Annotated in this window: 21 protein-coding genes; 3 read left to right on the forward strand and 18 right to left on the reverse strand. The window is 71.1% G+C overall.

Annotated elements, in window-relative coordinates; translation table 11 throughout:
- Positions 1 to 120: 120 nt before the first annotated feature.
- The 14 genes from tatA to arc all read right to left on the reverse strand — a co-directional run bounded on the left by tatA (position 121) and on the right by arc (position 13609).
- Positions 121 to 420: a Sec-independent protein translocase subunit TatA gene (gene tatA, locus ACFVXG_RS32435; protein ID WP_387932632.1), complete on the reverse strand. Its 300-nt coding sequence runs from the start codon at positions 418 to 420 to the stop codon at positions 121 to 123.
- 212 nt (positions 421 to 632) lie between these two features.
- Positions 633 to 809, reverse strand: coding sequence for a hypothetical protein (locus tag ACFVXG_RS32440; RefSeq protein WP_387932634.1), 177 nt, complete (start codon positions 807 to 809; stop codon positions 633 to 635).
- Between the two features lie 21 nt (positions 810 to 830).
- On the reverse strand, positions 831 to 1037 hold the full coding sequence (locus ACFVXG_RS32445; RefSeq protein WP_387932636.1) for a hypothetical protein: 207 nt from the start codon (positions 1035 to 1037) through the stop codon (positions 831 to 833).
- A 27-nt stretch (positions 1038 to 1064) separates the two neighbouring features.
- On the reverse strand, positions 1065 to 1991 hold the full coding sequence (locus tag ACFVXG_RS32450) for a helix-turn-helix transcriptional regulator (protein WP_387932795.1): 927 nt from the start codon (positions 1989 to 1991) through the stop codon (positions 1065 to 1067).
- Positions 1992 to 2017: 26 nt separating this feature from the next.
- Positions 2018 to 2992, reverse strand: coding sequence for a helix-turn-helix transcriptional regulator (locus ACFVXG_RS32455; protein WP_387932637.1), 975 nt, complete (start codon positions 2990 to 2992; stop codon positions 2018 to 2020).
- A 199-nt stretch (positions 2993 to 3191) separates the two neighbouring features.
- Positions 3192 to 3575: an FKBP-type peptidyl-prolyl cis-trans isomerase gene (locus tag ACFVXG_RS32460; protein WP_387932639.1), complete on the reverse strand. Its 384-nt coding sequence runs from the start codon at positions 3573 to 3575 to the stop codon at positions 3192 to 3194.
- A gap of 175 nt (positions 3576 to 3750) precedes the next feature.
- Positions 3751 to 5070, reverse strand: coding sequence for an FKBP-type peptidyl-prolyl cis-trans isomerase (locus ACFVXG_RS32465; RefSeq protein WP_387932641.1), 1320 nt, complete (start codon positions 5068 to 5070; stop codon positions 3751 to 3753).
- 217 nt (positions 5071 to 5287) lie between these two features.
- Positions 5288 to 6277 carry an FKBP-type peptidyl-prolyl cis-trans isomerase gene (locus tag ACFVXG_RS32470; protein WP_387932643.1) on the reverse strand — a complete coding sequence of 330 codons (990 nt, stop codon included), beginning with the start codon at positions 6275 to 6277 and terminating at the stop codon, positions 5288 to 5290.
- Positions 6278 to 6426: 149 nt separating this feature from the next.
- Positions 6427 to 7788 (reverse strand): Pup--protein ligase, encoded by a 1362-nt coding sequence (gene pafA / locus ACFVXG_RS32475; RefSeq protein ID WP_387932644.1) that lies wholly within the window; start codon positions 7786 to 7788, stop codon positions 6427 to 6429.
- 120 nt (positions 7789 to 7908) lie between these two features.
- Entirely contained in the window at positions 7909 to 8664 is a 756-nt protein-coding gene (gene prcA, locus ACFVXG_RS32480) for a proteasome subunit alpha (RefSeq protein ID WP_387932646.1), read from the reverse strand.
- Between the two features lie 31 nt (positions 8665 to 8695).
- Positions 8696 to 9538, reverse strand: coding sequence for a proteasome subunit beta (gene prcB / locus ACFVXG_RS32485; RefSeq protein ID WP_387932648.1), 843 nt, complete (start codon positions 9536 to 9538; stop codon positions 8696 to 8698).
- A gap of 162 nt (positions 9539 to 9700) precedes the next feature.
- The gene (locus ACFVXG_RS32490; protein WP_049652012.1) at positions 9701 to 9919 is read right to left on the reverse strand and encodes a ubiquitin-like protein Pup; all 219 of its coding nucleotides are present in this window, start codon (positions 9917 to 9919) and stop codon (positions 9701 to 9703) included.
- A gap of 183 nt (positions 9920 to 10102) precedes the next feature.
- Positions 10103 to 11614 carry a depupylase/deamidase Dop gene (gene dop, locus ACFVXG_RS32495; protein ID WP_387932650.1) on the reverse strand — a complete coding sequence of 504 codons (1512 nt, stop codon included), beginning with the start codon at positions 11612 to 11614 and terminating at the stop codon, positions 10103 to 10105.
- Positions 11615 to 11842: 228 nt separating this feature from the next.
- Complete coding sequence (gene arc / locus ACFVXG_RS32500) at positions 11843 to 13609, reverse strand: proteasome ATPase (RefSeq protein ID WP_387932651.1); 1767 nt, start codon at positions 13607 to 13609, stop codon at positions 11843 to 11845.
- A gap of 285 nt (positions 13610 to 13894) precedes the next feature.
- Here arc and ACFVXG_RS32505 point away from each other — a divergent pair, with 285 nt between their 5' ends.
- Entirely contained in the window at positions 13895 to 14200 is a 306-nt protein-coding gene (locus ACFVXG_RS32505) for a ferredoxin (RefSeq protein WP_387932653.1), read from the forward strand.
- Between the two features lie 22 nt (positions 14201 to 14222).
- Here ACFVXG_RS32505 and ACFVXG_RS32510 read toward each other — a convergent pair whose 3' ends face one another.
- From ACFVXG_RS32510 to ACFVXG_RS32520, 3 genes are all read right to left on the reverse strand, one after another.
- A complete protein-coding gene (locus tag ACFVXG_RS32510) occupies positions 14223 to 14837 on the reverse strand; it encodes a hypothetical protein (protein WP_387932655.1) in 615 nt (204 codons plus the stop codon).
- Positions 14838 to 14967: 130 nt separating this feature from the next.
- Positions 14968 to 15927, reverse strand: a complete 960-nt coding sequence (locus ACFVXG_RS32515) for a tRNA (adenine-N1)-methyltransferase (protein ID WP_387932657.1) — start codon at positions 15925 to 15927, stop codon at positions 14968 to 14970.
- Between the two features lie 65 nt (positions 15928 to 15992).
- The gene (locus ACFVXG_RS32520) at positions 15993 to 17207 is read right to left on the reverse strand and encodes a site-2 protease family protein (RefSeq protein ID WP_387932659.1); all 1215 of its coding nucleotides are present in this window, start codon (positions 17205 to 17207) and stop codon (positions 15993 to 15995) included.
- A gap of 212 nt (positions 17208 to 17419) precedes the next feature.
- On the opposite strand from ACFVXG_RS32520, the gene ACFVXG_RS32525 reads away from it, so the two are divergent.
- Positions 17420 to 18328, forward strand: coding sequence for a RecB family exonuclease (locus ACFVXG_RS32525; protein ID WP_387932661.1), 909 nt, complete (start codon positions 17420 to 17422; stop codon positions 18326 to 18328).
- A complete protein-coding gene (locus tag ACFVXG_RS32530; RefSeq protein WP_063346919.1) occupies positions 18328 to 18999 on the forward strand; it encodes a response regulator transcription factor in 672 nt (223 codons plus the stop codon). The genes ACFVXG_RS32525 and ACFVXG_RS32530 overlap by 1 nt, the downstream gene beginning before the upstream one ends.
- A gap of 81 nt (positions 19000 to 19080) precedes the next feature.
- Here the strand turns inward: ACFVXG_RS32530 and ACFVXG_RS32535 are convergent, their stop codons facing one another.
- Positions 19081 to 20685, reverse strand: coding sequence for an ABC transporter substrate-binding protein (locus ACFVXG_RS32535; protein ID WP_387932662.1), 1605 nt, complete (start codon positions 20683 to 20685; stop codon positions 19081 to 19083).
- Between the last annotated feature and the right edge of the window lie 89 nt (positions 20686 to 20774).

The raw sequence follows: 20774 nt of genomic DNA on the forward strand, positions 1-20774 counted from the left end.
GGAGAGCTTGCTCAACCCCGGTCCTCAACTCGTGCGTCGAGGCCCGCCGGTCGACGGGCCTCCGTGGTCACGTACGTCACACGCGTCACATGCCTCACACATGCCTCACGCGCGCCGCGCTCAGCGCGGCCGGTCACCGTCGGGCGCACCGGGCTCGGCCACCGGACGGGCCGTCGCCGAGGCGCCGGGAGCCGACTGGACGGTCCGGACCGTCGGCGCCGAGACCTCCGGCGGGGCCGCCGACCGGGCGGACGGCGCGCTCCCGTCCTGCTCACCGTCGGAGCGCATCGCCTTGGCCTCGCTCTTCAGGATCCGCAGCGACTGCCCCAAGGAGCGTGCCAGCTCGGGCAGCCGCTTGGCCCCGAACAGCACGATGGCAACCACCACGACCAGCACGATCGCGGTCATCGAGAAGCGCATGCGTCGACCACCTTCAGCATCCGCGGCCCGGCAGGCCGCCCGCGGCGGATGGTAACCGCTGCGAATGACGCCCCGACGACGGCCGCCCGAACAGGACAGCGGCCCCCGGTCGGCGGTTCAGGAGCCACTGGAGAGCGTAACCCGCCCCTACCTCCGGGCAGCAGCCCCCGTACCCACCGATGCCCCGGCTGTGCTAACGGCCGACGGCCGCACTAACGGCCGGGGACGGCCGCGGCCAGGTCCCCCGCCGCCTCGGTCAGCGCCCGGGAGGCCGCGTCCACGCCCTTGGCGAGCGCCCGCACGCCCAGCCAGAGCCGGATCGCGAGGACCCCGAGGACCAGCAGGCCCGCGGTGGCGAGCAGGACGGCGGCGACGAGCATCCAGGACATGCGCCCCACCCTATACGGGGGTCACCCCTCCGCCGGGACGAGCCGCATGGTGCGCACCCCCGCCGCGGTGAGCGCCTCGACGATCTTCTCGCCGGCCGCCTTGCGGACCGCCGCCCCGCAGAGCGGGCAGCCGAAGCTGTAGTGCGCCTGCGCCGGGGTCCGGCCGAGGGTCAGCCGGAACTCCTCGGCCGGGAGCTCGACCTTCTCCCGGCACTGCGAGCAGTACACCTTGAATCTCGTCCCGGGCTCCACCGCTCAGACCCGCCCCTCCCCGTAGGCGGCCAGCGCCTCCAGCGCGGCCGAGCGCGCCTGCTCGGCCAGTTCGGGCGGCGAGACGATCCGGCCGTCCCGGCCCAGCCGCAGCGCCAGCGGGCGCAGCTGGGAGGGGTCGGCGCTGCGCAGGGTGATCCGCAGCCCGCCGTCGGGCAGTTCCTCGGCCCGGTCGTGGGTGTAGTACTCGGCGACCCAGCGGCCGCCGGAGGAGACCTCGACCACCACCTCCGGGTCGTCCGCCGCGGGGTTGACCAGCCCGCCGCTCAGGTCGCGCGGCTCGCGCCGGGGCGGGTCGGCGGGGACGTCCAGGACGCGGATCTCGGCGACCCGGTCCAGCCGGAACATCCGGTGGTCCTCCGAGGTCCGGCACCAGGCTTCCAGGTACGTGTGGCCCTCGGTGAGCAGCCGGATCGGGTCGACCTCGCGCTCGGTCATCCCGCCGCGCCCGTGCGAGTAGTAGCGCAGCCAGAGCCGGCGGCCCTCGCTGAGCGCGCGGTCGATGTCGGCGAAGACGTGGCTCTCGGCCTCGAAGGTCACGCCGACCCGGGCGCTGCCCTCGGCGCTCTCCCCCGCGGCGTTCTCGATCTTGGCGACGGCCCGGGTGAGGGCCTCCCGGTCCCCGGCCCGCAGACCGGGCAGCCCGGCCACCGCGCGGGCGGCGACCAGCAGCGCGGTGGCCTCGTCGGCGGCCAGCCGCAGCGGCTGGGCCACGTCGTCGACGTTGTGCCACCAGATCCGCTCGCCGTCGGTGTCGATGTCGAGCAGGTCACCGCCGCGGAAGCTGGTGCCGCACATCGGCAGCACGTTCAGGTCGGCGATCAGCTCGCGCTCGCTGATCCCGAACGCCCGCGCCACTTCGGCGACCTCGGCCCCGGGCCGCTCGCGCAGGTAGGTGACCAGCGACAGCATCCGTCGCGTCTGGTCGATGGCGTTACTCACGCGCCCACTCCTTCAAGCCCTGCGACCGCCCGCAGCCGGTCGACCACATCAGCCCGCAGCTCCTCCGGCCCGAGCACCAGCACATCGGGCCCGAACTCGGCCAGGTCGGCGCCCAGCCCGTTGCCGTACGGGATCTCCAGCTCGTCCCAGACCTCGTCCACCCGGGTGCTGCCGAGCGCCTTGGTGCGCAGCGGGAAGCCCGCACCCCGGCGGACCCGGACGGTCGCGGTGGCGGTGGCCCCCTCGCCGGCGAACTTGGCCACGGTGGCCCGGACGTCCACGTGCTCGGGCACGGTGCCGAGGAAGGCCCCGCTCCTGGCCTTGACCCGGCCGGTGATCCGGCTGAGCCGGAACACCCGGGCGTCGCCGCGGTCCCGGTCGTACCCGGCCAGGTACCAGTGCCCGCGCCAGCACTCCAGCGCCCACGGCTCGACGCTGCGCTGCTCGACGGCGGAGGCCCCGGCCTTGCGGTACTCGAAGGTGACCGGACGGCGGTCCCGGGCGGCGGTGAGCAGCGGCTCGAACGCGGCCTCCCGGGCGGGGATGCGCGGCTCCAGGGCGGTCCGGCCCTCGGCCTCGGTGAACGGCACCCCGGCCGCGCGCAGCTTCTGCAGCGCGCCGCTGGCCGCGCCGGACATCTTGGCCTGCTGCCAGACCCGGGCGGCCAGGGTCAGCGCGGCGGCCTCCTCGGCGTCCAGGGCGATCTCCGGCAGCCGGTTGCGGTCCGCCCGGGCGAGGTAGCCGAGCTCGCCGTCCAGCGCGCTCTCGTCGACGTCGATCACCAGGCCGAGCTCGCGCAGGTCGTCCTTGTCCCGCTCGAACATCCGGTTGAAGGCGTCCTCGCTGCTGTTCTGCCAGGCTTCGCGGTAGGCCTCGATGGATTCCCGCAGCTCCTTCTTGGAGAGCGGACGTCTGGTGTTCATCAGGCACAGGGCGAGATTCATCAGCCGCTCTGCCTTGGCGATCGCCATCGCTGACCCTTCCGGTGTGCCGCGCCGCGCGCGGGGTGCGCCAACCGGGCGATGCCCACCCGGCGGGACCGACCGTACCGGTAGCGGTACGCACTGCAAAAGCCGCGTCCCGCGACCGGCCCCCACGGCGTACCCTCCGGGCCCGGAGACGCCCTCGGGCCGGGCCCCCGAAGGGGTCCGGCCCGAGGTCACAGCAGGCTCAGACGGCCAGCAGGTCGACCACGAAGATCAGGGTCGAGTGCGGCGGAATGGCCGAGGTCGGCGACTGGGCACCGTACGCCAGGTGCGAGGGGATGGTCAGCTCGCGACGGCCGCCGACCTTCATGCCGACGACGCCCTGGTCCCAGCCCTTGATGACCCGGCCGCCGCCCAGCGGGAAGCGGAACTCGTTGGGGCTCCGGTTCCAGCTCGCGTCGAACTCCTCGCCGGTCTCGAAGGTCACGCCGACGTAGCGGACGCTGACGTTCTGACCCTTCTTGGCCTCCGCGCCGTCACCGACGACGATGTCGCGGATCTTCAGCTCGGTCGGGGCGTCGCCGATCGGGAAGTCGATCTCGGGCTTCTCGTTCAGGTTCACAGCCATGGTCCCTCTTCTCACGTTCGCAATTCCCTACACGACCAAGCGGCGGGCGCCCGCACCCGGCCCGTCCGGGCCTCAGCCCGGACGGACCACAGTACGGTCACCCGCCGCCCGTCGGGACGCGGCCACGCGGCCGCCCCCGAAGGTCACACACGGTCCATTGTCCCCGAAAAGTGGATCAGCCCTGACCGGCGTCGAGGATGTCCACCACGAAGACCAGGGTCGCGCCGGGCGGGATGTCGCCCTGGCCCTTGTCGCCGTAGCCCAGCGAGGCCGGGATCAGCAGCTCGACCCGGCTGCCGACGGTCTGGCCCGTCAGCCCCTGGTCCCAGCCCTGGATGACCTGGCCGCCGCCGACCGGGAAGGAGAACGCCTGGCCCTTGCTGAGCGAGGAGTCGAAGATCTTGCCGTCCTTGGCGAGCGCGCCGGTGTACTGGACGACGACCTTCTCGCCCTTCTCCACCACCGGGCCGGTGCCCTTGATCAGGACGTGGGTCTTCAGCTCGGTCGGGTCCTTGGCGCCGGCCACCGGGGTGATGTCGGCCGGCTTCTTGCCGTTGTCCTTGACCTGCGGGAAGTCCGCCGGCGGCGGGGTGACGGTGCCGCTGACCACCGCGTCGGGCGCGTTGGTGTTGCGGATGTCGATCACGAAGATCAGGTTGTCCTTGGCGCCGATCGACATGTCCGGCTTGCCCTGGTCGCCGAAACCGGCCGCCGGCGGGGCCACCACCAGCAGTCGGCTGCCGGCCTTCTTGCCGATCACGGCCTGGTCCAGCGCGGGGATCAGCGCGTCGGTGCCGGCCTGGAAGATCTGCGGCTTGCCCTTGTCGTCGTACGAGCTCGGGATGTCCTTGCCGGTGTTCCAGTCCTTGGCGGTGTAGTCCACCGAGGTCCAGTTGTTCTTGTCGACCTTGGGGCCGCTGCCCTCGGACAGCACCTTCACCACGAAGGAGCCGTCGGAGGCCTCGCCCGGCACCTGGATGTCGGCCTTCTTGCCGAAGTCACCGGTGACGGTCGGCAGCACCTTGGCGCTGTCCTTGATCGGCGGCACCGGGGCGGCGGTCGGCGTGGGCGGCGCGGACTTCGTCGTGTCCGGCTGGGCCGCCGTGGTGGTGTCCTTCGACGAGTCCTTGTTCACCAGGTACAGCGTGATGCCGCTGCCGACCAGCAGCACGGCCAGCACCGTGCCGAGGATCACGCCCAGCTTGCCGACCCCGGGCGGGTTCTCGTCGTACCCGGCCTCCGAGCTGTCGGCCTTGCGCACATTGCTGGCGAAGATCTGCGGGGCGTCGTCTTCCTCCGACTTGGTCCCGGTCGCGCGCGGCTTGTCGCCGGGCTGCGCCCAGCCCGCCTGCTGCGCGAGGATCGCCGGGGGCACGACGATCGACTCGCGGTCCGCCGCGATCTGCCCGCCGGGGCGAGAGGCGGTCGGGTCACCCGCAGAACCGTCGTTCGCCGCGGTGCCGGCCCCGCCCGGGCTCGGCGTCTTCTCAGTCATGACTCCCCATCCATCTCGCCACGAGGTCTTCCAGGTCTGCGCCCGGCGTGGTGAGCGCCGGCCTGCCGCCGTACCCGTCCGCCCCGGACCTCGGCGCCGGGCGGCGCCTGCCACAGTGCGAGGGCAGTATGACAGCTCAGGATGAGGGCGGACGCTTCGTTGTACGAGCGTCCGCCCAAGCGTACGGAATCCTCCCGGCGACTTCCTAGAGCGCCCGCTAGACCGCTTCCAGAATGTCGATCACGAAGACCAGCGTGGAGTTCGGCGGCACCGACCCCTGTGCCTGGTCCTTGTACCCCAGCGCCGGCGGCACCACCAGCAGCACCCGGCTGCCCACGTTCTGCCCCACCAGCCCCTTGTCCCAGCCCTCGATCACGCTGCCGGTGCCGATCTGCACGGCCTGGGCGCCGCCGTGGGTCCAGGAGGCGTCGAACTGCTGCCCGTTGCCCCACAGCACCCCGGTGTACTGCACGATCAGGGTCTGCCCGGACTTGACCTGCTTGCCCTCGCCCTTGATCAGCACCGCCTGCTGGAGGTCGGTGGGGGCGGCCTGCCCGGCCGGGACGGTGATCCCCGCCGCCGCCTTGCCGTTGTCCTTGACCTGCGGCAGCGTCGCGGCCGGCTCGGTCATGTTCCCGGTCAGCGTGGAGTCCTGCGGCAGCGCCTCGACGATGTCCAGCACGAACACCACGGTGTCGCCCTTGTTGACGCCCAGCTGGGTGGAGCCCTGCTCGCCGAAGGCGGCCGCCGGCGGGGCCACCACCAGCAGCCGGGTGCCCACCTTCTTGTCGATCACGCTCTGGTCCAGCGCCGGCACCAGCTGCCCGCTGCCGGCCTGGTAGAGCTGGGGCTTGCCGTTGTCGTCGTAGGAGCTGGGCAGGTCCTTGCCGGTGGTCCAGTCCTTCGCCGTGTAGTTGACCGTCACCCAGTCGCCCTTGTTGACCGTCGACCGCTCGCCGTCACTCACCGTGTTCACCACGAACTGGCCACTGGGCTGCTGGCCCTCGGGGATGGTGATGGTGGCCTTGCTGCCGAAACCGCCACCCGAAAGGGTGGGCATCGGGGAGGCCTCGCCCACCGGCGCCGGCACCGTCGGGGCGGCGCTCGGGGTGGACGGCGTCGCCGGTCCGGCTGCCTTGGTCGAGCTGCTGCAGGCGACCGCGAGCAGCAACGGCAGGGTGAGAAGCAAACCGGCGGTGCGACGCACGGGGGTCCTAACTGTCGGTCGAAGTCGGCTCTCCTGACTCGACGGACAGCGTATGCCCGGCATGCGTCCGGCCCCGGTAGACACCACCGGGGCCGGACAACGCCTGGGGCTCAGCAGCCGATCACCTGCCGGCGATCACATGCACTCGATCACATGCCGGCGATCAGCTTCTCCACCCGCTCGTCCACCGAACGGAACGGGTCCTTGCACAGCACGGTGCGCTGCGCCTGGTCGTTCAGCTTGAGGTGCACCCAGTCCACCGTGAAGTCCCGGCGCTGCTCCTGCGCCCGGCGGATGAAGTCCCCGCGCAGCCGGGCCCGGGTGGTCTGCGGCGGGATCGACTTGGCCTCGAAGGTCTTGAGGTCGGTGGTCACCCGCTTCGCCTGGCCCTTGCCCTGGAGCAGGTAGAACAGCCCGCGCCGACGGTGGATGTCGTGGTACGCGAGGTCGATCTGGGCCACCCGCGGGTTGGACATGCTCATCTCGTGCTTCTCGCGGTAGCGCTCGATGAGCTTGTACTTCATGATCCAGTCGATCTCGGTGGCCACCGTGTCCAGCCGCTCGCTGCGCACCGCCTCCAGGGTGCGGCCCCACAGTTCGAGCACCTGGGCGATGGTGCCGGTGTTGATGCCCTTGCGGTCGGCGAACTCCAGGGCCTTGGTGTAGTACTCCTCCTGGATGTCCAGCGCGCTGGCCTCCCGGCCGTTGGCGAGGCGCACCTGGTGGGTGCCGGTGAGGTCGTGGCTGACCTCGCGGATCGCCCGGATCGGGTTCTCCAGGGTGAGGTCGCGCATCACCACGCCGGCCTCGATCAGCCGCAGCACCAGGTCGGTGGAGCCCACCTTGAGCAGGGTGGTGGTCTCGGACATGTTGGAGTCGCCGACGATCACGTGCAGCCGGCGGTAGCGCTCGGCGTCCGCGTGCGGCTCGTCCCTGGTGTTGATGATCGGGCGGGAGCGGGTGGTGGCGGAGCTGACGCCCTCCCAGATGTGCTCGGCCCGCTGGCTGACGCAGTACACCGCGCCGCGCGGGGTCTGCAGCACCTTGCCCGCGCCGCAGATCAGCTGCCGGGTCACCAGGAAGGGGATGAGCACGTCGGCCAGCCGGGAGAACTCGCCGTGCCGGGCCACCAGGTAGTTCTCGTGGCAGCCGTAGGAGTTGCCGGCCGAGTCGGTGTTGTTCTTGAAGAGGTAGACGTCCCCCGCGATGCCCTCCTCGTGCAGCCGCCGTTCGGCGTCCACCAGGAGTCCTTCGAGGATGCGCTCGCCCGCCTTGTCGTGCGTGACCAGCTCGGTCACGTCGTCGCACTCGGGGGTGGCGTACTCGGGGTGGGAGCCGACGTCGAGGTAGAGCCGGGCACCGTTGCGCAGGAAGACGTTGCTGCTGCGGCCCCAGGAGACGACCCGGCGGAACAGGTACCGCGCGACCTCGTCCGGCGACAGCCGCCGCTGCCCGCGGAACGTGCAGGTCACGCCGTACTCGTTCTCCAGCCCGAAAATCCGGCGGTCCATGAGCACTCCCATCTGGTCGGAGCTGTCCGAAACCGCCTCCACGACGACTGGGCCGCCGCAGGGGCACCGGAGTCCCGTACGCCGGCGGTCCGGCCGCCGTACGGGACTCCGCAGGCACTGCTACTCCGGCGCACCGCCCGCCGGGTTCTCGTCGTCGTCCGCCTCGGCGGACTGGTCCCCGTCGAGCAGCCGGCCGAGCTGGTTGCCCAGGATCCGCTTGAACTTGCGCTGCTGGAACCGCTGGCGGTCGAGGACCGCGACCTCCAGCTGCTCCGGGGTGAGGGCGCGCGGGCTGCCCCCGTTGGGGTCGCGGGCGAGCGAGTCGACCGCGACCTTCACCGCCTCGGTGAGGCTCAGGCCGACGCGGTGGCGCTGGCCCAGGTAGTTGCCGATCGAGTCGGCGTTGCCGCCGACCACGACGTAGTTCTTCTCGTCGACGACCGAGCCGTCCGGCGTGAGCCGGTAGATCTGGTCGTCGTCGCCGGTGCGGCCGACCTCGGCCACGACCAGCTCGACCTCGTACGGCTTCTCGCCGACCGAGGAGAAGATGGTGCCCAGGGTCTGGGCGTAGACGTTGGCCAGGCCGCGGGCGGTGACGTCGGCCCGGTCGTAGGAGTAGCCGCGCAGGTCGGCGTAGCGGACGCCGCCGATGCGCAGGTTCTCGAACTCGTTGTAGCGGCCGACCGCCGCGAAGGCGATCTTGTCGTAGATCTCGGAGACCTTGTGGAGCGCCCTGGAGGTGTTCTCCGCGACGAAGACGATGCCGTCGGCGTAGGTGAGCACGACCACGCTGCGGCCGCGAGCGATGCCCTTGCGGGCGTACTCCGCGCGGTCCGCCATGGCCTGCTGGGGCGAGACGTAGAACGGTGTCGACACCGGCGGTCGTCCCTTTCCTGTGAGGTGGTGGCTAGAGCAGCGGGGCCTGCGGGCCGTTGGGGTGGATGAGCCGCTCGTCGGTGATCGAGACGGCGATCTCGGCGACCTCCGCGTCGGTGAGGCGGCGGAAGCCGTCCTCGGTGATCAGCGAGACGAGCGGGAAGATCTTGCGGGTGAGGTCGGGGCCGCCGGTGGCGGAGTCGTCGTCCGCCGCGTCGTAGAGCGCCTGGACGACCAGGGTCGAGGCCTGTTCGGCCGTCAGGCCCTCGCGGTAGAGCTTCTTCATCGAGCCGCGGGCGAAGACCGAGCCCGAGCCGGTGGCGGCGAAGCCGCGCTCCTCCGAACGCCCACCGGTGACGTCGTAGTTGAAGATCCGGCCGCGGCCGAGGTCCAGGTCGTAGCCGGCGAAGATCGGCACCACCGCGAGGCCCTGCATCGCCATGCCGAGGTTGCCCCGGATCATGGTGGTCAGCCGGTTCGCCTTGCCCTCCAGGGAGAGCACCGCGCCCTCGATCTTCTCGTAGTGCTCCAGCTCCAGCTGGAACAGCCGGACCATCTCGATCGCGAGGCCGGCGGTGCCGGCGATGCCGACCGCGCTGTACTCGTCGGCCGGGAACACCTTCTCCATGTCGCGCTGGGCGATGACGTTGCCCATGGTCGCCCGGCGGTCACCGGCGATCACCACGCCGCCGTCGAAGACCGCGGCCACGATCGTGGTCCCGTGCGGGGCCTCGACGACCACGCCCTCGGGCAGCCCCCGGAGGCCGGGGATCAGCTCGGGCTTGTGCTCGGCGAGGAAGTCGAGGAACGAGGACGACCCCGGGGTCAGGAAGGCAGCCGGTAGACGCCCGGTGCCACGAGTGTTGGCTTCCACACGATTCCTTCCAGGTAGCTTGAAGCGCGCATTGCCCGCACCCTACCCGCCGACGATCAACGTCCTCGTGCGGAGGGGCCGGTGCCGGGACGGCCGGGCGGACGGCGCCGCCCGACCGTCCCGAACGGTCGCGACCGTGAATTCCCGATTACCGGGTGCGGGCTACTGCCCGCCCTTCTGCACGAATCCCCGGACGAAATCCTCGGCGTTCGACTCGAGCACTTCGTCGATTTCGTCGAGCACCGCGTCGACGTCGTCGCTGAGCTTTTCCTGGCGTTCCTTGAGGTCCTCGGAATTCTGGCTTTCCGCGGCCTGCTCCTCGACCTCCTCGGAGGAGCGGTTTGCCCGCTGCTGGCCGCCGCCGGTGTCCTTGCTCGCCATTTCCCTCACCCCGCTCGAATCGTCTGGCACGGTTTGGTCGGTCGGTCGTTGCCGGTTGGCACCGACCCTATACACAAGGTGCGACTGCCGCTCCCGGTTTGGCGGTGGCGCTTCCTGTCCAACACCCGCTGCCACCCCGGATGATTCCCATTCGGCGGACGTTCACCCGTGGTGATCGAAAAGTTACCCGCCGGACAGGACGCGCAGCAGGTCCTCGGCCGTGCGGCAGCGGTCCAGCAGTTCCTTGACGTGGTTGCGGGTGCCGCGCAGCGGCTCCAGGGTGGGCACCCGCTGCAGCGAGTCCCGGCCCGGCAGGTCGAAGATGACCGAGTCCCAGGAGGCCGCCGCGACGTGCTCCGCGTACTGCTCCAGGCAGCGCCCGCGGAAGTACGCCCGGGTGTCCTCCGGGGGCTTGGAGACGGCCCGCTCGACCTCCTCCTCGGTCAGCAGCCGCTCGAACCTGCCGCGGGCCACCAGGCGGTTGTAGAGGCCCTTCTCGGGCCGTACGTCGCTGTACTGGAGGTCGACCAGGTGCAGCCGCGGGTTGTCCCAGTCCAGGCCGTCCCGGCTGCGGTAGCCCTCCAGGATCTCCCGCTTGGCGATCCAGTCCAGCTGCTTGGAGAGCGACATCGGGTCTCGCTCCAGGCGCCCCAGGACGTCCTCCCAGCGGGCCAGCACGTCCAGGGTCTGCTCGTCGGCGTCGGTGCCGAAGCGGTCCTCGACGTACTTGCGGGCCAGTTCGAAGTACTCGAGCTGGAGTTGGACCGCGGTGAGCTTGCGCCCGTTGCGCAGGGTGATCAGGTGCTTGAGGGTCGGGTCGTGGGAGACCCGGTGCAGGGTGCGCACCGGCTGGTCGACGGCGAGGTCGGAGGCGATGAAGGAGTCCTCGATCATCGACAGGACCAGTGCGGTGGTGCCCAGTTTGAGGTAGGTGGAGATCTCGGAGAGGTTGGCGTCCCCGATGATCACGTGCAGCCGGCGGTACTTCTCGGCGTCGGCGTGCGGTTCGTCCCGGGTGTTGATGATCGGGCGCTTGAGGGTGGTCTCCAGGCCGACCTCGACCTCGAAGTAGTCCGCCCGCTGGCTGATCTGGAAGCCGTTCGACGAACCGTCCTGGCCGATGCCGACCCGGCCGGCGCCGGTGACCACCTGGCGGGAGACGAAGAACGGGGTGAGGTGGCGGACGATGTCGGCGAACGGCGTCGCCCGCTTCATCAGGTAGTTCTCGTGGGTGCCGTAGGAGGCGCCCTTGTTGTCGGTGTTGTTCTTGTACAGGTGGATGGTCTGCCCGTTGGGCAGTTCCAGCGCGCGCTGCGCCGCGGCCGCCATGATCCGCTCGCCGGCCTTGTCCCAGAGCACGGCGTCGCGCGGGTTGGTCACCTCGGGCGAGCTGTACTCGGGGTGCGCGTGGTCCACGTAGAACCGGGCCCCGTTGGTCAGGATGACGTTGGCGAGACCGATGTCCTCGTCGGTCAGCTGGCTGGCGTCCGCCACCTCGCGCGCGAGGTCGAAGCCCCGCGCGTCGCGCAGCGGGTTCTCCTCCTCGAAGTCCCAGCGGGCCCGCCGTGCCCGGTGCATCGCCGCCGCGTACGCGTTGACGATCTGGGACGAGGTGAGCATGGCGTTGGCGTTGGGGTGCCCGGGCACGGAGATCCCGTACTCGGTCTCGATGCCCATCACGCGCCGTACGGTCATGCGGCCCTCCTTGCCCGGTGCCCCGCCCCCGACGGGCGGAACACGCTGACGTACCGCTGAACAACACCGCGCCGGCGGTCTGCCCGCGGACGGTGGGTCGAGCCTAGAACCCGGCGCCGACCGGCGGGCCCCGAGACGCGCCGTCCGGCTGCGGGGCCGCGAGGCGCCACAGCCGGACGGGGTGCGTACAGCTCCGGGGACCGTCGCCGGCCCGGACGAACGGCGTGCTTACAGGTACTGCCCCGTGTTGGCGACAGTGTCGATCGAGCGGCCGGACTCGGCGCCCTGCTTGCCGGTGACCAGCGTGCGGATGAAGACGATCCGCTCGCCCTTCTTGCCGGAGATGCGGGCCCAGTCGTCCGGGTTGGTGGTGTTGGGCAGGTCCTCGTTCTCCTTGAACTCGTCCACGCAGGCGGCGAGCAGGTGGGAGACGCGCAGACCGCGCTGACCGTGGTCGAGGAAGTCCTTGATGGCCATCTTCTTCGCCCGGTCGACGATGTTCTGGATCATGGCGCCGGAGTTGAAGTCCTTGAAGTACAGGACCTCCTTGTCACCGTTGGCGTAGGTGACCTCCAGGAAGCGGTTCTCCTCGGTCTCCGAGTACATCCGCTCCACGACCGACTGGATCATCGCCGCCACCGTGGCCCCGACGGAGCTGTCGTGCTCCTTGAGGTCGTCCGGGTGGAACGGCAGCGAGTCCTTGAGGTACTTGGAGAAGATGTCCTTCGCGGCCTCGGCGTCCGGGCGCTCGATCTTGATCTTGACGTCCAGGCGGCCGGGCCGCAGGATCGCCGGGTCGATCATGTCCTCGCGGTTCGAGGCGCCGATGACGATGACGTTCTCCAGGCCCTCCACGCCGTCGATCTCGGCGAGCAGCTGCGGGACGATGGTGTTCTCCACGTCCGAGCTGACACCGGAACCGCGGGTGCGGAACAGGGACTCCATCTCGTCGAAGAAGACGATGACGGGCGTGCCCTCGCTCGCCTTCTCCCGGGCCCGCTGGAAGACCAGGCGGATCTGCCGCTCGGTCTCGCCCACGTACTTGTTGAGCAGCTCCGGGCCCTTGATGTTGAGGAAGTAGCTCTTCCCCTGGGGGCGGCCGGTCACCTCGGCGACCTTCTTGGCCAGCGAGTTGGCGACCGCCTTGGCGATCAGCGTCTTGCCGCAGCCGGGCGGGCCGTAGAGCAGCACGCCCTTGGGCGGGCGCAGCTCGTACTCCTTGAAGAGGTCGGCGTGCAGGTACGGCAGCTCGACCGCGTCGCGGATCAGCTCGATCTGGTTGCTGAGGCCGCCGATCTGGCGGTAGTCGATGTCCGGGACCTCTTCGAGGACCAGTTCCTCGACCTCGGACTTCGGCACCACCTCGTACACGTAGCCGGAGCGGGGCTCCAGCAACAGGGCGTCCCCCGCCCGGACGGTGATGTCCCGCAGCGGTTCCGCGAGGCGCACCACCCGCTCCTCGTCGGTGTGGCCGACGACCAGGGCGCGCTCGCCGTCCTCGAGGACCTCCTTGAGGGTGACGATCTCGCCGATGCGCTCGAAGGCCATCGCGTCCACGATGTTGAGGGCCTCGTTGAGCATCACTTCCTGGCCGCGCCGCAGTTCGTCGAGGGCGACGTTCGGGCTGACGTTGACGCGGAGCTTGCGACCGCCGGTGAAGATGTCGGCGGTACCGTCCTCGTTCGCCTCGAGGAAGGTGCCGAATCCGGCCGGGGGCTGTGCCAGCCGGTCCACTTCCTCCTTGAGGGCCACGATCTGGTCGCGGGCCTCGCGCAGGGTGGAGGCGAGTCGTTCGTTCTGGGCGGTCACGCCCGCCAGGTTGGTCTGGAGCTCGACGATCCGCTCTTCGAGGATCCTCGAATTGCGCGGCGAGTCGGCGAGCTTGCGGCGCAGTACGGCGATTTCCTGCTCAAGGTACGAGACCTGAGCGGCCTCGTCGGAACCACGAGCGGGCCTGCCGGTGCTGCGGTTGTAGTCGTCATCGTGGGCTGCCACGGTCCTCACCTCCTCCGGGGAGCTGGACGCTTCCAGACCCTACCTGGGACCAGGGGTCCGTAAACCCCTAGATCAAGAAAGATGGAACGGGCGTGTCCGATCTTCGCCCCAGCGTGCTTCCCCTCTGCTAAGGGGATACCCACCGCGCACCACCCAAAGCGGGCCAGATGTATCGTCGAGCGAAGTGATATCCGATCGCGACCGCGGTGCTGGGTCCGATCGTTGTACGAATGGCGGGATTGCTCCAGGAATAGGGGCGACCCGGGACAGAAACGGCAGGGGACCATGTCGGTGACCGAGCAGACCGCGACGGCGGGCGAAGCGCTGGAGGTGTGGATCGACCAGGATCTGTGCACCGGCGACGGCATCTGCGTCCAGTACGCCCCGGAGGTCTTCGAGCTGGACATCGACGGACTCGCGTACGTGAAGGGCGAGGACGACGAACTGCGCCAGCAGCCCGGGGAGACCGCCCCGGTGCCGCTGACGCTCCTTCAGGACGTGGTGGACTCGGCGAAGGAGTGCCCCGGCGACTGCATCCACGTGCGCCGGGTCGCCGACCGGGTCGAGGTCTACGGACCGGACGCCGAATAGGAGTTCAGGACGCGCGGCCGGTTCAGGCCGCGCCGGCCGGGGCGGCGGCCTGGGAGCGTTCCCAGCCGCCGCCCCGGTGCGTCCAGGTGAGGTCGAGCGAGAGGTCCGGGCGGAAGCGCGGCACCTCGTCGCTCGAATACCCCTGCGCGCGGCCGGTGATGGCGCCGTCGGAGCGCACCGAGAGCCGGCTCAGGGTGAGGTTCTCGCGCTCGGTCAGCAGGGTGGCGACCACCACCGGGCGCTCGCCCGGGCCGAAACCGAGCAGGTAGACGGAGTCCGGCGGATTGCCGGTGTCGGTGGCGCACTGCGCGGCGACGACCGTGCCCGGGCGGCCGTCGCCCAGTTCGGCCGGCACGCTGAGCACCGTCCTGACCGGGAACGGGCCGCAGTCCATGGGCAGTTGGGCCTTGGCCGGATCGGGGGCGGCACTCGCCGCGAGGGCCTTGGGGGTGCCGCCGCGGGCGGGCAGCGGGGTGCCGGTCGCCGGGGAGGCGGCGAGTGCGGCGGCCACCACCGCACCGCAGCCGGCCAGGGCGAGGGCCCAGTGCCAGGGTGCGGTGCGCGCGTGACCGGGCCGGGTGCGGCCCTGCGGTGTCTGCTGTCCGGCCGTCGCCGTCGTCCCGACCGCGGTCTCCACCAGGCGTCCCCTCCAGAGCTCCAGGAGCTGGTCTGCGTGTGAGCGAGCATCGTCCCACACCGGGGTGAGCACGGACGAAAGGGGTGGCTACGAGCTGTGCTCGTAGCCACCCCCGGTGTTCGGGCCGGGCTCAGCCCAGGTCGGGCTGCTCGGAGTCGGTGTCGCGGGCCGCCTTGCGGGCCGCGGCGCGCTCCTGGAGGGACGGCTCGGGCGTCCCGTTGTCGTAGTCCTCGCCGTAGGCGCCCTTGGCCGGGCGGCGGCGGCGCAGCGGCGGCTCGACGCCGTCCGCCAGGCGGCGGGCGGTGAGCAGGAAGCCGGTGTGGCCGATCATCCGGTGGTCCGGGCGGACGGCCAGGCCCTCCAGGTGCCAGGTGCGGACCATGGTCTCCCAGGCCTGCGGCTCGGTGAAGGTGCCGTGGTCGCGCAGTGCCTCGACGGTCTTGGACATCTGCGTGGTGGTGGCCACGTAGCAGCAGATGAGGCCGCCGGGGACGAGCGCCTTGGAGGCGACGTCCAGGCACTCCCAGGGCGCCAGCATGTCCAGGATGACGCGGTCGACGTCGGTCTCGACCAGGTTGTCCTGGAGGTCGCCGACGGTCAGCTTCCACGCCGGGTGCGGGCCGCCGAAGTAGCGCTCGACGTTGCCCTGGGCGATGTCCGCGAAGTCCTGGCGGCGCTCGTAGGAGGCCAGCATGCCCTGCTCGCCGACGGCGCGCAGCAGGTACGTGCTGAGCGCGCCCGAGCCGACACCCGCCTCGATCACCCGGGCACCGGCGAAGATGTCGGCCATCGCCAGGATCTGCCCCGCGTCCTTGGGGTAGATCACGGCGGCGCCGCGGGGCATGGACAGGACGTAGTCGGGGAGCAGGGGGCGCAGCGCGAGGTACGGGACGTTCCCCGTGGTGCGCACGACCGTGCCTTCAGGAGCGCCGATCAGCTCGTCGTGCGGGAACGCACCCTTGTGGGTGTGGAACTGGTTCCCGGCCTGGAGCGTGAACGTGTAGTGGCGACCCTTGGGGTCGGTCAGCTGGACCTGGTCCCCGACCTGGAAGGGCCCGCGTCGGCGGGCGGCACCGGTCGGTTCGGACATGCGGCCAATCCTAAGGGAAGCGGGCCGTCCCGCCTCACCAGGGGCCTGGGGTCCGTCCCCGGACCCTAGGCCCGCCCGGAGACGGCCGCGGTGAGGCGCTGCTCGATGTCGCTGAGCGCGGCCACGCCGTAGACCCGGCCGTCCGCCTCGACCACCAGGTACTCCCCCGCCGGGGTGGCCTGGATGGCCCGCAGCAGGTCCTCGCCGCCGAGGTCGGCGTCCAGCCGCATCCCGGGTTCGAGGTCGCGGGCGAGCGGGCCGACGGCCACCCAGGGGCGCCGGTGCTCCGGTACGGCCCGTACCGCGGACTCGCGGACGATGGCGATCGGGTCGCCCCGGCCGTCCACCACCACGACGGCGCCGGCCTGGGCCTCGCGGGCGCGCCGCATCGCCTCGCCGAGCGGGGTGTCGGCGGTGACCTCGACGGTGCGGCGGGCGAGGTCGCGCAGCCGCAGGGCGGGCAGCGCCTCCTTGAGCCGGGCGTTGCGCAGGCTCCCGGTGGCGCCGTTCCAGATGATCGCGGCCAGCACGGCGGCCAGCACCGCGTCCACCAGGGTGTCGGTGGTGGTGCGCTCGGCCCCGCGGGAGGCGCTGACCAGCGGCAGGCCGAACAGCACCGCGACGGCCAGCGCCCGGCCGATCCAGGCGGCCGCCACGGTGCCGGTCATCGCCTTGCCGGTGATCGCCCAGACCACGGCGCGCAGCATCCGGCCGCCGTCCAGCGGCAGTCCGGGCAGCAGGTTGAAGGCGGCGACCACCAGGTTGGAGACCATCAGGCCGGTCAGCAGCACCCCGGGCACGCTGGACAGGTCGACGGCGCGCAGCGCGAGGTAGAAGACCCCGCCGAGCACCAGCGACAGCAGCGGGCCGACGAAGGCCAGCCAGAACTCGCGCCAGGGGCTCTCGGCCTCGTTCTCGATCTCGGAGACCCCGCCGAAGAACTGCAGCTGGATCCGCCGCACCCCGAGCCGGTAGCGCAGCGCGACCAGGGTGTGGGCGAGTTCGTGCACCAGGACGGAGGCGTAGAAGGCCACCGCGAAGAAGAAGGCGAGCAGGTAGCGCTCGCCGCTGCCGAGTTCGGGCAGCACGTCGCCGAGCTGCCCGCCGAACACCCAGGTGATCAGGGCGGCGATGACGAACCAGGACGGGGTGACGTAGATGGGCACGCCGAAGGGGCGCCCCATCAGGAGGCCGCCGCCGCGCTCCGGCGGCCGCCCGCTCGGGCGTCCGCCGTCCTGCGGTGGCTGGTCGGAGGTCTGCTGCCCCCTGGTGTCGCTCACCGTGATCCCTTCGGTCGTCGCCCGTCGTGTCCCCGGTGCGCCCACGCTACGTGATCGCGGCCACTTGGCGGCGCGCGCCCCTCTGTCAGGCTTCATACCCACTGGGCCGCTCCCGGACCGGCCCAGGGCGCACTCCGGGCGGACTCCGGGGAAGGCCGCCGCGGCAGCACCGTGGCAGCGGGATGACAGCAAAGGGCAATAGGGTCGTAGCCATGCAGCAGACCGACACCAGCAGCGCCGCCGGGGCCCCGGCGCGCCCGGCGGCGCCCCCGACCGGGCTGTCCCCGTCCCGAGCGGGGGACTTCCTCACCTGTCCCCTGCTGTACCGACTGCGGGTGATCGACCGGCTGCCGGAGCCGCCGAGCTCGGCGGCGACCCGGGGCACCCTGGTGCACGCGGTGCTGGAGCGGCTGTTCGACAGCCCGGCGGCCGAGCGGACGCCGGAGCGGGCGCTGGGCCTGCTGCGCCCGCAGTGGGAGCGGCTGCTGGGCGAGCGCCCGGAGCTGGGCACGCTGTTCCCCGACGACCCGGACGGCGCGGCGCTGACCCGCTGGCTGGCGGACGCCGAGAAGCTGGTCGGCCAGTGGTTCCGGCTGGAGGACCCGACCCGGCTGCACCCGGTGGAGCGGGAGCTCTACGTGGAGACGGCCCTGGAGTCGGGGCTGCTGCTGCGCGGCTACATCGACCGGGTGGACGTCGCCCCGACCGGCGAGGTCCGGCTGGTGGACTACAAGACCGGCCGGGCGCCCTCGCGGGACTTCGAGGGCAAGGCGATGTTCCAGATGAAGTTCTACGCACTGGTGGTGTGGCGCTGGAAGGGCGTGATCCCCAAGCGCCTCCAGCTGGTGTACCTGGGCGGCGGCGGGGACGTGGTCAGCTACGACCCGGACGAGGCCGACCTGCTCGCGGTGGAGCGCAAGCTGCAGGCACTGTGGGAGCGGATCGCCGAGGCGGTGGCCACCGGGGACTTCCCGGCGACCCGCAACCGGCTCTGCGACTGGTGCGACCACCAGGCCAGCTGCCCGGAGTTCGGCGGCACCCCGCCGCCGTACCCGCTGCCGCTGGCCCGTACGTCGGATGAGAGCGATCCCACGGGGGATCCGATGAGCAAGGAGTCCTAGTGACGATCCGAGTGCTGCTGGTCGACGACCAGCCGCTGCTGCGCACCGGTTTCCGGATGATCCTGGAGGCCGAGTCCGACCTCGTGGTGGTCGGTGAGGCCGGCGACGGCCAGCAGGCGCTGGACCAGGTCCGGGCGCTGCAGCCCGATGTGGTGCTGATGGACATCCGGATGCCGCGGATGGACGGCGTCGAGGCGACCCGCCGGATCGCCGGTCCGGGGCGGGACGGCCCGGCCAAGGTCCTGGTGCTGACCACCTTCGACCTGGACGAGTACGTGGTGGAGGCGCTGCGCGCGGGTGCCAGCGGCTTCCTGCTGAAGGACGTCCCGGCGGAGGAGCTGGTGCAGGCGATCCGGGTGGTCGCGGACGGCGCGGCGATGCTGGCGCCGAGCATCACCCGCCGGCTGCTGGACATGTACGCCACCAAGCTGCCCTCCGGCGAGGAGGCGCCGCCGCAGGCGCTGAGCGCGCTGACCGAGCGGGAGTTGGAGGTGCTGAAGCTGGTGGCGCGCGGGCTGTCGAACGCGGAGATCGCGGCCGAGCTGTTCGTCAGCGAGACGACCGTGAAGACCCACGTCGGCCATGTGCTGACCAAGCTCCAGCTGCGCGACCGGGTGCAGGCGGCGGTGTACGCCTACGAGAGCGGCCTGGTACGGCCGGGCGCGCTGTAAGCGGGCGGGAACACGACGGCGGCCCGCCCGCTCCCCCTGGTGGTACGAGGGGGGAGCGGGCGGGCCGCCGTGCGTGGCGGGCTACTTGCCGCTGCGGCTGATCTCCCAGAAGCGGAAGAAGCCGGTGGTGTCGACGGTGGACTCGACGCCGGTGATGTCCGGGCGGGCCGCGTAGAAGGACTTGTTCTGGTACAGCGGGACCATCGGCACGGTCTCGGCGACGATCTGCTGGATCTGCGCGTAGCCGGCCGAGGCGGCGCTGCGGTCGGCCTGCTTGAGGCCGTCCGGGATCAGCTTCTGGCTGATCCGCGGGTCGTCCCAGCCGGTGTGGAAGATGCCGCCGTCGACCAGCAGCGGGGCGATGTAGTTGTCCGGGTCCGGGTAGTCGGCGAACCAACCGACGATGTACGCCTGGTACTTGCCCTCGGTCCAGCCCTTCTTGTAGGAGTCCCAGTCGGACTCCTGCTGGACCGTCACCTGGAAGAGGCCGCCGGTCTCCAGCTGCTTCTTGATCGTCTCGGCCTCGCCGCTGCCGGCCCGCGAGCGGGACCAGGTGAGGGTGAGCTTGACCGGGGTCTGGACCTTGTTGTCGGTCAGGGCCTTCTTGGCCTTGGCCACGTCCTGGTCGCCCCAGCGGTCGAAGAAGGCGGTGGTGTGGCCGGTGACGCCGGCCGGGACCATCGCGTACAGCGGCTGGACGGTGCGGGCGAAGACGTCGCGGGCGATCGCCTTGCGGTCGAGCAGCGCGGCGGCGGCCTGGCGGACGCCGACGTTGCTCAGCACCGGGTCCTTGGTGTTGAAGGCCAGCGAGCGGGTGTCGTTGCTGTCGCCCTCGACCACCTGCAGGTCGGTCTTGCCGCCCTGCTGGTCGGAGCGGATCTGGGCGGCGGTGTTGGGCTCCAGGCTGTTGTCGGTGACGTCGACGTCGCCCTTGTCCAGCGCGGCCTTGAGGTCGGCGGGCTTGTCGAAGTACCGGACGGTGAACTTGTCGTTCCGCAGCTTGGCGTCGCCGCTGTACTTGTCGTTGGGGACCAGTACGACCTTGCCCAGCTGCTTCTCGCCGGCCATCTCGACCGAGTCGAAGCGGTACGGGCCGGAGCCGACGACCTTGTCGTTGGCGAGCGCCTTGTCGGCCGGGAAGACCTGGTGGTCGACGATGGCGCCGGCCGGGGAGGCCAGCTTGGCCGGCAGGGTGGCGTCGGGGGTCGACAGGTGGAAGACCACCTCGCTGTCGCCCTTGGCCTCGACGCTCTTGATCGAGGCGAGCAGGCCGGCCGGGCCGTTCGGGTCGTTGATCTTCTTGGTCCGCTGGATCGAGAACACCACGTCCTCGGCGGTCAGCGGGTGGCCGTTGGAGAACTTCAGGCCGGGCCGCAGGGTGCAGTGGTACTCGGTGGCCTCGCCGCCGGAGAACTCGCAGGACTTCGCCGCGTCCGGGGTGGGCGTGCTGGCGGCGGCCGGGAAGGTCAGCAGCGACTGGAAGGTGTTGCGCAGCACCAGCCAGGAGCCGGAGTCGTAGACGGCCGCGGGGTCCAGCACGCCGGTCAGCTGGACGGTTCCCATGGTGATCGACTTGCCGCCGCTGCCCCCCTTGACGGCGTCGGTGACCGATCCGCAACCGGCCACCGTCACGGCGACCAGACCGGCGCAGCCGAGTGCTGCCAGGCGTTCAGCTGAAGTCTTCACAGGGAGCGTCCTTCGGGGGTGTCGCGAACCCGAGTAGCGTGCCATATCGAACACGCACGACCGATACCCGTGCAGATGACGTTTGGGAC

This window comes from Kitasatospora sp. NPDC058162 (genome assembly GCF_042884005.1).
Classification (GTDB): domain Bacteria; phylum Actinomycetota; class Actinomycetes; order Streptomycetales; family Streptomycetaceae; genus Kitasatospora.

What these genes read in the sequence shown, in the direction of transcription:
- tatA (WP_387932632.1), bottom strand. Translation starts at nt 420, where the DNA reads ATGCGCTTCTCGATGACCGCGATCGTGCTGGTCGTGGTGGTTGCCATC.
- ACFVXG_RS32440 (WP_387932634.1), bottom strand. Translation starts at nt 809, where the DNA reads ATGTCCTGGATGCTCGTCGCCGCCGTCCTGCTCGCCACCGCGGGCCTG.
- ACFVXG_RS32450 (WP_387932795.1), bottom strand. Translation starts at nt 1,991, where the DNA reads ATGCTGTCGCTGGTCACCTACCTGCGCGAGCGGCCCGGGGCCGAGGTC.
- ACFVXG_RS32455 (WP_387932637.1), bottom strand. Translation starts at nt 2,992, where the DNA reads ATGGCGATCGCCAAGGCAGAGCGGCTGATGAATCTCGCCCTGTGCCTG.
- ACFVXG_RS32460 (WP_387932639.1), bottom strand. Translation starts at nt 3,575, where the DNA reads ATGGCTGTGAACCTGAACGAGAAGCCCGAGATCGACTTCCCGATCGGC.
- ACFVXG_RS32465 (WP_387932641.1), bottom strand. Translation starts at nt 5,070, where the DNA reads ATGACTGAGAAGACGCCGAGCCCGGGCGGGGCCGGCACCGCGGCGAAC.
- pafA (WP_387932644.1), bottom strand. Translation starts at nt 7,788, where the DNA reads ATGGACCGCCGGATTTTCGGGCTGGAGAACGAGTACGGCGTGACCTGC.
- ACFVXG_RS32490 (WP_049652012.1), bottom strand. Translation starts at nt 9,919, where the DNA reads ATGGCGAGCAAGGACACCGGCGGCGGCCAGCAGCGGGCAAACCGCTCC.
- dop (WP_387932650.1), bottom strand. Translation starts at nt 11,614, where the DNA reads ATGACCGTACGGCGCGTGATGGGCATCGAGACCGAGTACGGGATCTCC.
- ACFVXG_RS32505 (WP_387932653.1), top strand. Translation starts at nt 13,895, where the DNA reads ATGTCGGTGACCGAGCAGACCGCGACGGCGGGCGAAGCGCTGGAGGTG.
- ACFVXG_RS32515 (WP_387932657.1), bottom strand. Translation starts at nt 15,927, where the DNA reads ATGTCCGAACCGACCGGTGCCGCCCGCCGACGCGGGCCCTTCCAGGTC.
- ACFVXG_RS32525 (WP_387932661.1), top strand. Translation starts at nt 17,420, where the DNA reads ATGCAGCAGACCGACACCAGCAGCGCCGCCGGGGCCCCGGCGCGCCCG.